Annotated in this window: 8 protein-coding genes, 1 pseudogene and 1 CRISPR repeat array; of the genes and pseudogenes, 5 read left to right on the forward strand and 4 right to left on the reverse strand. The window is 50.5% G+C overall.

What is annotated here, in order from left to right; translation table 11 throughout:
- The first annotated feature begins 259 nt into the window (after positions 1–259).
- Entirely contained in the window at positions 260–2185 is a 1926-nt protein-coding gene (locus AC6I1F_RS05070; protein ID WP_251453025.1) for a SurA N-terminal domain-containing protein, read from the forward strand.
- A gap of 242 nt (positions 2186–2427) precedes the next feature.
- On the opposite strand, the gene AC6I1F_RS05075 is transcribed toward AC6I1F_RS05070, so the two are convergent.
- Positions 2428–2823: a hypothetical protein gene (locus tag AC6I1F_RS05075; protein WP_251570583.1), complete on the reverse strand. Its 396-nt coding sequence runs from the start codon at positions 2821–2823 to the stop codon at positions 2428–2430.
- A 104-nt stretch (positions 2824–2927) separates the two neighbouring features.
- On the opposite strand from AC6I1F_RS05075, the pseudogene AC6I1F_RS05080 reads away from it, so the two are divergent.
- Positions 2928–3575, forward strand: a pseudogene (locus AC6I1F_RS05080) (autotransporter outer membrane beta-barrel domain-containing protein); the annotation flags it as partial.
- 81 nt (positions 3576–3656) lie between these two features.
- On the opposite strand, the gene AC6I1F_RS05085 reads toward AC6I1F_RS05080, so the two are convergent.
- From AC6I1F_RS05085 to AC6I1F_RS05095, 3 genes are read right to left on the reverse strand one after another with little or no spacing between them, the layout of a single operon-like run.
- A complete protein-coding gene (locus AC6I1F_RS05085; protein ID WP_289164062.1) occupies positions 3657–3920 on the reverse strand; it encodes a LuxR C-terminal-related transcriptional regulator in 264 nt (87 codons plus the stop codon).
- Entirely contained in the window at positions 3805–4275 is a 471-nt protein-coding gene (locus tag AC6I1F_RS05090) for a response regulator transcription factor (protein ID WP_289164064.1), read from the reverse strand. Before AC6I1F_RS05090 ends, AC6I1F_RS05085 begins: the two co-directional genes overlap by 116 nt.
- Positions 4268–6013, reverse strand: coding sequence for an ATP-binding protein (locus tag AC6I1F_RS05095; protein ID WP_289164066.1), 1746 nt, complete (start codon positions 6011–6013; stop codon positions 4268–4270). The genes AC6I1F_RS05090 and AC6I1F_RS05095 overlap by 8 nt, the downstream gene beginning before the upstream one ends.
- A 184-nt stretch (positions 6014–6197) precedes the next feature.
- Between AC6I1F_RS05095 and AC6I1F_RS05100 the strand changes: the two genes are divergently transcribed.
- The 3 genes from AC6I1F_RS05100 to AC6I1F_RS05110 all read left to right on the forward strand — a co-directional run bounded on the left by AC6I1F_RS05100 (position 6198) and on the right by AC6I1F_RS05110 (position 8742).
- Positions 6198–7688, forward strand: a complete 1491-nt coding sequence (locus AC6I1F_RS05100; protein WP_160335941.1) for an FAD-dependent oxidoreductase — start codon at positions 6198–6200, stop codon at positions 7686–7688.
- Positions 7689–7700: 12 nt separating this feature from the next.
- Positions 7701–8066 carry a cytochrome c3 family protein gene (locus AC6I1F_RS05105; protein WP_160335942.1) on the forward strand — a complete coding sequence of 122 codons (366 nt, stop codon included), beginning with the start codon at positions 7701–7703 and terminating at the stop codon, positions 8064–8066.
- Positions 8067–8256: 190 nt separating this feature from the next.
- Complete coding sequence (locus AC6I1F_RS05110; protein ID WP_251453033.1) at positions 8257–8742, forward strand: GNAT family N-acetyltransferase; 486 nt, start codon at positions 8257–8259, stop codon at positions 8740–8742.
- A 476-nt stretch (positions 8743–9218) separates the two neighbouring features.
- Positions 9219–13037: direct repeats of the CRISPR family, unit length 29 nt; unit sequence GAGTTCCCCGCGCGAGCGGGGTTGAACCG.
- Positions 13038–13669 lie beyond the last annotated feature (632 nt).

Genomic DNA, 13669 nt, shown 5'->3' on the forward strand with positions numbered 1-13669 from the left:
ATTAAATGAGGGAGGGCAATGTATCACGTTTAAATCGCTCCCAACCTAGGGCACAAACCAAGCGGAAAAGAGTTTCAGGAAAGGGCCTCAGCGTTCTCTTTTAGGCGCAGATGTTTTTGGCATGACCCTCGGCTCTACAAATGAAGGATTCTCTCTGCGGAGAATTTCGATTTTTCAGCAACGATTAACCGAAATGTAGGATAATCCATAGTTTGAGTTTGAAACACTAAAAGGCTCTGTTTAGAGTTCGAGGATCCCAATGTTCCAATCATTTAGAAACCAGAAACGATGGCTGATGCTCCTAGCTATGATTCTGATCATTCCGGCATTTGTGTTTATCGGCATTAACGGCTACAGCCGTCTGAACCCAGATGCAAACGCAATTGCCAAGGTTGACGGAAAAGGAATTCAGCCTGAAGAATTCGACGGTCAGAAACGAGAGTTTATCGAACGCGAGCGCAACCGTCAGGGCGGTCAGATTGATACCAGCCTCTTTGATACCGCGGAGGCTAACTCGGCAATCCTTCAGCAGATTGCTTCCAGACGAGCTCTGCTTGCTCAGATGTCTCATCATTACATGCAGGTAAGCGACGCTGACGCGATCAATGTGATCAAGAACGCCGACGCGTTCAAAAAGGACGGCCAGTTCTCTCCTGAACTGTACGAGAATTACCTCGCAGCCCGCGGCAAGAGTGACCAGCAGTTTGTGCAGGAGCTGCGCAGAGATCTGGTTATGGACATGCTGACCAATTCTGTTGCTCAGACCGTGTTTGTTCCTAAGAAGTCCGCAGCTATCCTCAACGATATTCTGAGAGAAGAACGCACAGTCCGTACCATTTCATTTGACCCGGCTTCCTATATGAGCCAGGTCAAGATCACAGACGAAGAAATGCAGAAGTACTACGACAGTCACAAAGATCAGTTCCATGCACTTGAGATGCTGAACATTGAATTTGTTGTGATGTCGCCGCAGACAATCAAAGTCACAGCGCAGCCTTCTGAAGATGAACTCAAGGCCTACTACGAACAGAACAAAGCTCGTTTCGGCGTTCCTGAAAGCCGCAGAGCTTCTCACATTCTGATTTCTTCGGACAGCGCTGAAAAGGACGCTGCAAAAGCGGATGCGGATGCCAAGGCTAAAGCAGAAGAAATCTATAAAGAAGCCAAAGCCGATCCCTCTAAGTTCGCCGAGCTTGCGCGCACGAACTCTTCAGACGTCGGTTCCGCTCAGAACGGCGGCGATCTGGACTACTTCGGTAAGGATCAGATGGTTCCTGAATTTGAAAAAGCCGTTTTTGAAGCTAAGAAGGGAGACATTCTTCCTCCGGTTAAAACGGAATTCGGCTATCACATCATTCACGTGACCGACGTGATTCCGGCAGCGATAAAGAGTTTTGCTGAAGTTCGTCCGGAACTCGTAACTCTTTGGCAGAATCAGCAGCGCCAGCAGCTGTTTGCGGAAAACGCCGACAACTTCACCAACATGGTTTACGAGCAGAGCGACAGCCTGGAACCGGTTGTTGAGAAATTCGGATTAAAGATCCATAAGCTGAATGATCTGACCGCAAACGGTCTTCCGCCGTCCTCAGAGGATGCGGCCTACATTACCAAACGTGTGGTTGAGGATCTTTTCTCACCGGATTCGCTTCAGGAAAAACGCAATACTCAGGCGGTTGAAGTCGCTGCCAACACTCTGGTCTCAGCCCGTGTTGTGCAGCACAGCCCCGCTCACCTGAAGACCTTTGCTGAGGTGAAGGAAGAGATCAAGAGCGAGCTTGAGCATCAGAAAGCGTCTGAGCTTGCGAAGAAGGCCGGCGAAGAAAAGCTTGCTCAGCTTCGCGCGAAGAAGGATCTCGAAGGTTTCGGCCATACACAGGTCGTTTCCCGCGTCAATCCTCAGTCTCAGTCTGAAACACTGGTGCAGGCCGAGCTGAGTGTTCCTGCGAAAGTGCTTCCTGCATTTACCGGTGTTCAGGTTCCCGACGGTTCTTACGTAATCAGCTATGTTGAATCGAGCAAGATGCCCAAGAATGACGACTCCCAGGCAGGCCAGATTCATCAGTCGGCTCTGCACGCGCAGTCCATGGCGGAGGAGCAGGCTTATTACGACGCTCTCAAGCGCTTATACAAGTTTGAAATTCTGAAGAAAGAATTCGACTACCAGCCGCAGAGAGCAATGAACTAAAACTGAATCTCAGCTAAGCACGACCGCCTCAGGATTTGAGGCGGTTTTTTCATGTGCGGAGTTTTGAAAGACGATTTTTATTTATGGGCACCAGGCTGATCGGCAGCTTCGAACCGACCGCTGCTGCCGTTTGGTATCGGCAGCAACTCGGTCCTCAAGTCGAATTTGTTTCACCCAAGGTTTTACTCACGCAAGTGAAGCAGAGTTGTTTTCTTTAGCAGCTGAGTGAACGGCGATCGCTTTTATTTCACTCTTTTGACATAAAAATAGCTTGCGTCCACTCCGAAATGAAATTCCGGATTTTCACCAACTCTAAATTCGGAGAATGAGTTGATCGTTCCGTGACCGCGTGAGTTTCCTAGGAGAATTGAATGATTTCCGGGTTCTGCATAATAGACTGTCATTTCTCTTGATTCGAGTTGAGCAACCTTCTTATTGTTGTCGTAAATGTAGAATGTTGCTCCGGAAGAGGTCAACGCTCCGTAGTCACTCATCAGAGTGACTTTAATAGGTCTTTCTTTAGTTGGGGTTGCCTGTGCGGATGGTTGAACAAATATTGCCTTGTCAGCGGTTAGGTTAGAAGTGGTGCAGCCAATAAGGAAAGCGAACAGAGGCAATAAGATGAGAGGGTTTTTCATTTTTTACTAGTGTCGATAAGTTTATTAAATCGGGCGAGGTATTTTAATTATAGTTAAAGCCCATATTAAAGCCTTAGGCATTCAAAAGCGGAGACTATTTCAAAAACTATTTTGGGGGTGTACAGATCGGTTTTGATCATGAGGCAGCCTCTTATGATGCAGGCCGTATGCTCGTCGGAGCCGAGGTAAGCTATTTGCGGCGGTACGGAGATTACGCAAACGGCGGCAGCTCTAAAAATCATTCTGCCGGCGTTACGTTGTACGGTACACACATTGGAAACAATGGAATGTATGCAGACATCACGCTGAAAGCGAGCCGAATGCACAATAAATTTACCGCTGTCTCCGATATGAACCATTACGTCTCAAAAGGATGCTTTAATACGTATGCGGTCCAAACCGGAATAGAGGCAGGAAAGAGTTTCACATTCGGCGTGGAAGAAAATTGGTTCGTGGATCCGCAGGTTCAGAACCTGTACGGCAATATTCGCCATACCTCTTTTAAAACCGATACCGGTGTGACCGCTCATGTGAAGAGCATGAACAGTCTGATCGGAAGAGCAGGCGTCGGCGCCGGTTATAAGGCAAAGCAAGGCAGTGCGTTTATTAGAGCTGACGCTCTGCGTGAATTTACCGCCGACTATAAGGCGGGTTATTCCGTGAAGAACGCGCGGAACAAAAGCAAGGTTGATTTGAAAGATACTTGGGCGAGCTCTCAGCCCGCGCGACTTACCGATTTGATAAGAACGTGAGCGGATTTGCACATGTGAAGCGTTCATTCGGCGGCAAGCTTCAGCAGGAGTACCGAGTAGACGCAGGTGTTCGCTTTATTTCTAACGTTCCTCAAGAACAATCTTGACGAGATTGGCGATCTCCACCTGGGAGCGGATAGACATTTTGCGGCACAGAGAGCCGCGGTGAATTTGTACCGTTTTTTCTGTAATGCCGAGTTTTTGCCCGGCCTCCCGATTGGAGATTCCGTCAGCGAGCGCGAATGCAACTTCTTGTTCGCGTGTAGTCAGGGTGTTGAATTTCTCCAGTATTTTGCGTCTGTCCCGCACCTTGTCCGAATTTTTTTCGGTTGAGCGCGCAGGCATTCTCAATCGCCAGAATCAGTCGGTCGGCGTCGACCGGCTTTTCCATGAAATCAATCGCACCGTGCTTGAGTGCGGATACACACATATCAATTGAAGCGTGTGCCGAGCAGAAAATAATCGGCAGAGGATTGCGCTCTTCATTCAGTATTTCCTGAAGTTCCAGCCCGCTGATTTCCGGCATCCTAATATCCAGCACAAGACAGCCGGGGATGCTCGGATCATCATTATCAAGAAACTCTTTGGCAGAGCCGTATGCTGAGACGAGATAACCGGCGCTGCTCAGGAGAAACTCCCATGACTTCAGCATATCCGGATCGTCATCGACAATTCGAACACGAGCGAGTGAATCAGGCATTTTTACTTTCCTTTGTTAAAGGCAGACGCAGTGTAACAATTAAAGAACCTTTATCGTCCGTATCAAAAGTTAACGATCCGCGATGAGCTTCGGCGATGCGGCTGACGATCGGAATGCCAAGGCCCATACCGTTTTTCTTAGAGGTCCAGAGCGGTTTTTTAATGTTTTCAATTGCGTCAGGCGCAAGGATCGGGCCGTTGTCCGTGGCGGCAAACACCGCTTTACCGTTTTCTATCGATAAGCAGATGCGCACCAGAGGCGAGGGCTGCTCTTCGCAGGCTTCGACAGCGTTTTTAATAATGTTGTGTACTGCCAGGTGGAGCTCAGTCTCATCTGCGTCAACGAACACTTCTTCAGGACAGGGTTCAAATGAAATTTCCGTACGTTTTGTTCGGGTTTTGAGCAGATCGGAAATTGAACGCTCAATAATCTCTTTTAAATCCGTCGGCTTTCTCTCCGAGGATTTTTTCCCGGCATAAGAACGAACCTTTTTAATGATGCTGTTCGCTCGTTCGATTTGTGCGCCGATGTTTTCAATCGACTCGTCGAGCGCCTTATCGGTCATCCTACCGCTCTTGCGCAGCAGGCGCATCCCCTGAAGATAATTGCCGATGACAGAAATCGGCTGTTTAAGTTCATGAGAAAGTGTGCTCGACATTAAACCGATGACACCCACTCGCTGCATAGCGGCAAACTGTTCTTTAATTTTGTCGGATTCTTTTTGGACTTTGATCAGCTGTCGGGTGCGTTTTTCAACGAGGCGATTGACGCTGAACCAATGGATGAAGAAAAGAATCAAAGCGCCGAGCGCGGCTAATATGTAAGGAGACTTCTCTTCGAGATGACGCATAAGCGCCGATCGTGAGAGTTTTTCGTATTGTTCCTCGTTAAGCGCCTTGAAGAGCTCGTGTCCCTGGGAAATATCTCCGCCGACGGTCCAGACGAAACCGTCGTGGGCGGGAGTGTCGAGGAGCTCTGCGAGAATTAGTCGATTTAAATAAGGATCGGCGTCATAGGAAGCCGCAAATACCGGTCCCAAATAAAGCCGCGTGCTGCTGACACAGGAAAGCGCTTTCTGATTTTTAACTGCCTGAGGTTTAATTTCCTTCATCCTGGGGTCAAAATTATGCTCTTCTATGTAACAGGCGGGAATAATGCCGAGTGCGGATTTTCCGGAGATAACCGAATCGATGACATCGTCGTAAGAACCGAGGAAAGAAACGGAATCAAAGAAATGTTTCGGGTTCTGATGCAATTCGAAGATTTCCCGCCTGAGAGCTCCGTAGGAGACGTAATCCCGTTCGGATTTTGCGGCGAGAGTCTGACCTTCGAGCTGCAGAAGCGTTTTATTTTCTTCGCTTTTGAGGGAAATGATCGTTCCGCCTTCGGATTCGGTCGGGTTCACCGCTCTCGGATGCCAAAGCACAGCCAGGCGCGAAGCGGAATTCGGACCGGAGGAGGCGGATACGCCGAGATAGAACATGCTGTCAGAGATAAAGTAATCAATCTCGTGGGATTCGATTTTTTTTCTCAATTGATTACTGGTCAGATTTTCGATTTCAACTCGATATTTTCCCTTCAGCTGCTCTTCGATATCCTTCAAAGAGTCACTGATAAAGTTTTGATACCTAGGCGTATCCGTAACCATCTGACAGCCGATGCGAATCACCGGCAGTTCGGATGCTGAACTGATTAGACAGATAGCCATGAGCGGCAGTAAGAAGAAAACCTTAGGCATTTCTTAAGCGAATTAGGATATTTATCCTAAACGATCATCAATAAAATTTATCTCATGAAAATTCATTAGCAGTAAGTTTCTCACAGGATCACTTACTTGCGCTATTCATATAAATGCGAATTTTCTAATCTGAATAAACCCCTTTATAGGACTCAGGATAGTCCGTTTTTTGGAGACCTCAGAAATGCTAAACAGACGCAGTATTTTAAAAGGCAGTTTCGCCGGTACATTTGCAGCCGGTCTGGCAGCGGTTTCAACTGTCTCGGCAGCCGAGAAGAAAGACGCTCAGCCTGCAGGCAAGAACAATGTTTATGACGTAATCGTGCTGGGCGCCGGTCCTGCCGGACTTGTCACAGCAATTGCCGCCAAACAGGCCGGTGCTAAGAAAGTTGTCGTTTTTGAAAAACGCGACCGTCCTGACGGCAACGCTATTTTTGCTTTAGGTTCTGTCTGCGGCTGGGGTTCCCGCCATCAGAAAGAGCAGGGCATTAAGGATACTGCTGAAGACTTCTACGCCATGATGATGGACGTCTCCAAGCAGATGGGCGACAAGGCTCTGAACCGCACATACACCGACAACATTCCGGCTGCTATTGACTGGCTCGAACAGGATATTGGAGTTAAGTTCGGAAAGATTCGTCCGATGCCTTATCCGCGCTTAGGCCGTACTTGCCGTGTTGACGGCGAAGGCCTCACCGGCGGTGCTCAGCTCGTTAAGAAACTGCTTGCTGCCGCTGAGAAAAACGGTGTTGAAGTTAAATTCGAGCACAAAGGTATTGAGCTTCTGCACAATGACAAGATGGAAGTGACCGGCGTCAAGATCCAGACACCGAACGGCCAGGAAGAATACTTCTCCAAAGGCGGTGTCGCGATCGCGACAGGCGGCTTCTCTGCCAATCCTGAAATGGTTGACAAATACATCGGCGGCTGGGCAACCCGTATGGTGCTTCGCGGCTCTAAGTCCACAACCGGTGAAAACATTTCTCTGACGCTTCCGCTTTATGCGAAATGCGTCAACATGGACCAGTTCCACTCCGGTCCGATCATCGGCGCCACACACGTTAACCCGGCCGACGTTCTGAACTCCGGCTACGGCGTTCAGGTGAACACCGCCGGCAACCGCTACATGGACGAAAACAACACATACGTGATCAAGGCCCGCACAACTGCGCAGCAGACTCTTGACAACACCGGTTATGTGATTGTTGACTCTACCTGCCCGGTTCTTGACAAAGTTATTCCGAAGTTTGATCGTCTGAACAGCCCGTACGGCAAGGGCAACACTATTGAAGAAGCGGCAAAACAGGTCGGTCTTCCGGCTGAAAAGATTGCCAAAGTGGTTGCTCAGTACAATCAGGCGCTCAAAGACGGCAAGCTTGCCGATATGAATCCTCCGTGCACCTATAAGAAGCCGCATCCGATTGAAAAGGCTCCGTTCTACGCAGTTCCGCTTCAGGGCGGTATGACTGCCACCTTCGGCGGCCCGCTCATCAACACCAAGGCTGAAATCCAGAGCCTGGACGGCAAGACCATCCCGGGTCTCTACGCAGTCGGCAACTCCGCCGGTGGTATTTTCTTCCACAACTATGCGGGTGGCGCTCAGTTAGGCGCAGCGACTGTGTTCGGACGTATCGCGGGTAAAGAAATGGCTGACCGCGCACAACAGGCCAAGTAAGAGGAGATTGACATGAAAAAAACACTTTTAGCGCTTGCTTCTTTAGCAATTACTTCTGCGTTCAGTCTGTCCGTTTACGCGGCTGACGCTCCGGCAGCTCCCGCTGCGGCGCAGCCCAAGACTCTTGAACAGGTCCACGGCGCAATGTGGCCGAAAAGCGTTGACGGCTATGTCACTAAATATCAGTGCATGAAATGTCACGGCGACTATGAAAAACTCGGTCAGATGACTTCGGATCTGTCTCCGAATCCGCATAAATCCCATCTGGGTCAGGTGAACTGCGAAGACTGTCACAAACCGAATCTTGCCAAACCCGTGCTGATGTGCAACCAGTGCCACAACTTCACGATCCGCAAGATCGAAAAACCGGCTAAGTAATAGTCTGATTGAGCAAGACGCCGCAATTTGCGGCGTTTTGCGTTTCCGGCTTATGGTGCGGTTTCGGAAAGCACTCTGGCATTAAGGCTTTAACAAGAAGGAGTCCCGGGTGAGGTTTTAGACTCCCAAGAAGAGTAACTTCATGTTTTGGTCGTAAAATTTAAACAGCCTGAGAAGTAACAGTATAAATATGGAATCTCAAATTACCGTCAGAACTGAACTGCGGCCGGGAGATATCGGACGCCTAATCGAATACGCCGGAATCTACGGCAGTGCGGATTTTGGTTATCCGCTGTCGTTTGAGGGATATGTCGCTAAGACATTTGCTGAGTTTCTGATAGATCCCCAGCCGCGCAATCGAATTTGGATCGCTGAAGACGAAGGAGGCTCTTTTGTCGGATCAGTTGGCGTTGTTGACCGTGGAGAAACCGCACAGCTCAGATGGTTCAACCTTGATCCGAAATACCGAGGCCGCGGAATTGGCGGACGACTGTTTAACGATGCGATGCAGTACTGCCGTGAAGCAGGATTCAAAAAAGCGTGGCTCTCGACATTTACTGAAAGTGAAACTGCGATCGGGCTCTATCGCCGCAGAGGTTTTAATCTGATCGAAGAGAAGCCGTTTACTCTGGAAGATCGCGCGCTGAAAGAGCTTATTTTCGAAAAAAATCTTTAAGAATGAGATACCGTCCAAAGTATTTGAGATTGCATCTAACAATTTCTCAAAACCAGACCTAATGGGATACTCAGTCAGTCGGGATATCTTTAGACAATGAAAAATAACATAAAGATTAATTCCTTGGATTGAAGAGATGTTAGCTGCGGGCGGGGTCTAAATTCCTGTGGAAGCTGTTATTTTGCAGGAGTCCGCGATTGTAGTTTCTAATGCGAAAAGGCAGACTTTAATGACGATGGTTGTATGGGAATAGAAAGTAAGAGACAGGCCCTGGAAGCAGTCACATCAGTTGTGGGGGGATGGTAATATATCTAACGTATAGCGAACAAATCAAGAATTCTGATTTGAATTTAAGACTTTTGGAGAGAATTCCAGACAAGCTATGGAGAAGAAGGGATTCGACAGGTAAGTTTTAGATCCAAAAATTAAAAAAGTTCTTTAAAAATTAGTCTAGATATCTGATACCATACTTAAGTGAGTTCCCCGCGCGAGCGGGGTTGAACCGAGATTTTTTTTCGTTTAAAAATCTAGCCCTGTCGAGTTCCCCGCGCGAGCGGGGTTGAACCGTTTGTTAAAGCTTTGTTGTTCGTTTGTTGGCAGAGTTCCCCGCGCGAGCGGGGTTGAACCGCCGCCCATCAATTAATTCAGAAATATTTCTGAAGAGTTCCCCGCGCGAGCGGGGTTGAACCGCCTTAGTTTGAAAAGGCAAATTAACTGAGCATGAGTTCCCCGCGCGAGCGGGGTTGAACCGTTTGTCAATTGAATTTCTCCTTTTAATCTAGTGAGTTCCCCGCGCGAGCGGGGTTGAACCGCCAAACGGAACGCTGATCTTCAAATGGGCGGAGAGTTCCCCGCGCGAGCGGGGTTGAACCCAACAAGAGCACTGTATTGAGGTACTGTATTTAGAGTTCCCCGCGCGAGCGGGGTTGAACCGGATGGTAAACCGGATTATGAAAGTATGAAGGAGAGTTCCCCGCGCGAGCGGGGTTGAACCGTTGACACCTGACGCAAAACGGGATAGGCTTGTGAGTTCCCCGCGCGAGCGGGGTTGAACCGATGAAGGTTTTCATTGTTCGGTCCTTGATAACGAGTTCCCCGCGCGAGCGGGGTTGAACCGCAAGCCTATTTTTGATTAGATATGGATGAAAAGAGTTCCCCGCGCGAGCGGGGTTGAACCGTAACGTTAAATCACTTTAGCAGGCTTAGTTTTGAGTTCCCCGCGCGAGCGGGGTTGAACCGAAAATAAATGGTGTGAATTTTGAATTTTGCATGAGTTCCCCGCGCGAGCGGGGTTGAACCGTTTTTGGCTATCAGGAGAGATATGCTGAGTATGAGTTCCCCGCGCGAGCGGGGTTGAACCGTTCTTCCTGGTGATACGTTCTCCCTGCGTATGGAGTTCCCCGCGCGAGCGGGGTTGAACCGTATCAGATGAGTAATCGCCATCAGTTTGAGACCGAGTTCCCCGCGCGAGCGGGGTTGAACCGCCACAGATCAGAGATCAGGGAGAAGCAGCGTCGAGTTCCCCGCGCGAGCGGGGTTGAACCGGCGGCAGCTGAATATGGAGCGCCGTATGAGAGGAGTTCCCCGCGCGAGCGGGGTTGAACCGATTGCTCGCGTTTTGGTAGTGTTATCTAGGCTGAGTTCCCCGCGCGAGCGGGGTTGAACCGGTATTTTCTTTCTGTGCCGGCTTTTTGTCTGTGAGTTCCCCGCGCGAGCGGGGTTGAACCGGCCTCAATGTATCTTATGGGGGTTTGCTGACAGAGTTCCCCGCGCGAGCGGGGTTGAACCGAAGGAGCGTTGTACTTTAGAAATTTGTTTATAGAGTTCCCCGCGCGAGCGGGGTTGAACCGGTTCGAGACTCGCGTTCTAATCGTCCCTATCTGAGTTCCCCGCGCGAGCGGGGTTGAACCGTAGCTAAGACACTCGGAGTGTCATCAGTATGGCGAGTTCCCCGCGCGAGCGGGGTTGAACCGTCAGGAATGCCAGAAGGACGGCTTTTATTTTTGAGTTCCCCGCGCGAGCGGGGTTGAACCGGCTCCTTTCTTGGAGCTCTTAGTGAGTGAATAGAGTTCCCCGCGCGAGCGGGGTTGAACCGTAATCGAAAATAGTCCCGTTCTGGAGAGTTCCGAGTTCCCCGCGCGAGCGGGGTTGAACCGCGCCAGAGATCGCGCAATTCAGCAGAAACGTAGAGTTCCCCGCGCGAGCGGGGTTGAACCGCGGTTTTAAAAAATGCTGAGGCTAATTTTCTGCGAGTTCCCCGCGCGAGCGGGGTTGAACCGAGACGCCCAGGTGAACGCATCCGCTATATGGCGAGTTCCCCGCGCGAGCGGGGTTGAACCGAACGCCAAAAGCACTAAGATTGGACTGAGGAGGAGTTCCCCGCGCGAGCGGGGTTGAACCGGCGGCCCTAAAAAATGCTGACGCTAATTTTCTGAGTTCCCCGCGCGAGCGGGGTTGAACCGGACCGACGAGACCACATGCGGTTTAGACCCTGCGAGTTCCCCGCGCGAGCGGGGTTGAACCGTGATCTGAACTTCCTGTCATTCCATATCCGGACGAGTTCCCCGCGCGAGCGGGGTTGAACCGGTTGGCATATTTAAACAGTCTATAACGGAAAGGAGTTCCCCGCGCGAGCGGGGTTGAACCGCCGAGGATTAACCTCGGCTAAATTTTACCAACGAGTTCCCCGCGCGAGCGGGGTTGAACCGACCTCATAACGACGACGACGCTCCGGAGAGGCGAGTTCCCCGCGCGAGCGGGGTTGAACCGGATTGCAAATTCCTCAGGATGTTCTAACGCCAGAGTTCCCCGCGCGAGCGGGGTTGAACCGATGATGAGGTATTTGGCTATCAGGAGAGATATGAGTTCCCCGCGCGAGCGGGGTTGAACCTCGGTGATGTGTTAGGTTTTGGTTCTGACGTGCGAGTTCCCCGCGCGAGCGGGGTTGAACCGAGTTGAGCGGCTTTCAACTCTTTAACCTGTTCGAGTTCCCCGCGCGAGCGGGGTTGAACCGTTTCATTACCGGTAAACTGCGCTCGACCGATCCGAGTTCCCCGCGCGAGCGGGGTTGAACCGGCTTGATGGCGTATCAGTCTCAGTTACAGCGTGAGTTCCCCGCGCGAGCGGGGTTGAACCGATAAAAGAGCACAGGGGAATGGTTCTATTTCGGAGTTCCCCGCGCGAGCGGGGTTGAACCGTATTCTGACGTTGCGGGTAACGCACCCACACTGAGTTCCCCGCGCGAGCGGGGTTGAACCGAGTACCAGGGTTGTTCAAAATCGGAATCAGGAGAGTTCCCCGCGCGAGCGGGGTTGAACCGACCGGAGCCGCTTAAAAAATTTTTAAACGGTTGAGTTCCCCGCGCGAGCGGGGTTGAACCGGGTTCAGCAGCAGTTTAGAGATCAGTGTGCTAGAGTTCCCCGCGCGAGCGGGGTTGAACCGGCTGCTTTGAAAAACGCTGATGCTAATTTTCTGAGTTCCCCGCGCGAGCGGGGTTGAACCGCCAATAATTTGTCATAGTAACGAGGAATAGGGGAGTTCCCCGCGCGAGCGGGGTTGAACCGTTGGAGATTTGCGCAATGCTGGACTTAATCCTGAGTTCCCCGCGCGAGCGGGGTTGAACCGTCCTTTGTCGAGCATGGCTACGTGATTGGCCTGAGTTCCCCGCGCGAGCGGGGTTGAACCGGTACTCAGGACGTTGCAAACGAGCATCGGGGCGAGTTCCCCGCGCGAGCGGGGTTGAACCGTTAACGATTTTTTCAGAATAAAATTTCAACGGGAGTTCCCCGCGCGAGCGGGGTTGAACCTTCTCGATGGAATCCTTCAGACCAGACGCAGAAGAGTTCCCCGCGCGAGCGGGGTTGAACCGTAATCTACGGATTCTATGACAGGAATACTGAAGAGTTCCCCGCGCGAGCGGGGTTGAACCGCGCATTTTGACGAGCCATAGCGTTACGAGACAGAGTTCCCCGCGCGAGCGGGGTTGAACCGATAGCGCTGGGATATACTGTCGGGGATTTTACGAGTTCCCCGCGCGAGCGGGGTTGAACCGTTGACGAAGAAAAATATGTGCTTTGGGATTTAGAGTTCCCCGCGCGAGCGGGGTTGAACCGAACTTATAGTTAATAGAAGAGAATTAAAATTTCGAGTTCCCCGCGCGAGCGGGGTTGAACCGGCGATTAAGGGCTACAACCTGATCGAAGAGGGGAGTTCCCCGCGCGAGCGGGGTTGAACCGTGAGCTGATCTTCGGTCACCGAAAGCTAATCTAGTTCCCCGCGCAAGCGGGGTTAAACCGTGTGCTATTGAGACGCACGTATCGAGAAAAAAGAGTTTTCCTCACAAGCGCCGTGGGCCCGGGTTTAATTTGGAAACGAGGTACCATGGCTTCGGAATTGTCAGTCAATTGTTTAACGAAGCGCTGGGTAATGTTGTGAAGGCTGATTTAAAAAGGCTTAGCTTTCACCATTTACTGAAAGTAAAACGATGATCGGGGCTAACGGTGTAGAGGCTTTAATCTGATCTAATTGTAACGAATTACCCTGGAGGAGAGAACTTCAGATTAACAAATTTTCTACTGTTTCTTTAACAAAAAGAAAACTCGCCTCAAAATTACAAGACGGGGTTGATATCTTGTGCTTGGGGTTGGCTCTTAAAACCAGACTCCGCGTGCAGTGGTAAAAATTTAGGCGAGAAGCAATGTCTATGCAGCGATGCGTACGCTGAAAGAAGTAGATAGCAAACATTCGGACTGTCATACATGAAGTGCCTTAGGCGGGCAGAGAGGATGAGTACGAATTACATATGAAAGGGGTTATCGTGCCTTTAGTAACTATTGGACGAGCTCAAGAACCTACGAAATCCACAGGATACTCAAAACGCAGGTTTGAGCTTAGCACCGCAATTAAGTTCAAAGATCGTCATCGACTC

This window comes from Parasutterella sp. St.1A3 (assembly GCF_059728705.1).

Coding starts and splice junctions, on each gene's coding strand:
- AC6I1F_RS05070 (WP_251453025.1), top strand. CDS start 260: ATGTTCCAATCATTTAGAAACCAGAAACGATGGCTGATGCTCCTAGCT.
- AC6I1F_RS05075 (WP_251570583.1), bottom strand. CDS start 2,823: ATGAAAAACCCTCTCATCTTATTGCCTCTGTTCGCTTTCCTTATTGGC.
- AC6I1F_RS05085 (WP_289164062.1), bottom strand. CDS start 3,920: ATGCCTGCGCGCTCAACCGAAAAAAATTCGGACAAGGTGCGGGACAGA.
- AC6I1F_RS05090 (WP_289164064.1), bottom strand. CDS start 4,275: ATGCCTGATTCACTCGCTCGTGTTCGAATTGTCGATGACGATCCGGAT.
- AC6I1F_RS05095 (WP_289164066.1), bottom strand. CDS start 6,013: ATGCCTAAGGTTTTCTTCTTACTGCCGCTCATGGCTATCTGTCTAATC.
- AC6I1F_RS05100 (WP_160335941.1), top strand. CDS start 6,198: ATGCTAAACAGACGCAGTATTTTAAAAGGCAGTTTCGCCGGTACATTT.
- AC6I1F_RS05105 (WP_160335942.1), top strand. CDS start 7,701: ATGAAAAAAACACTTTTAGCGCTTGCTTCTTTAGCAATTACTTCTGCG.
- AC6I1F_RS05110 (WP_251453033.1), top strand. CDS start 8,257: ATGGAATCTCAAATTACCGTCAGAACTGAACTGCGGCCGGGAGATATC.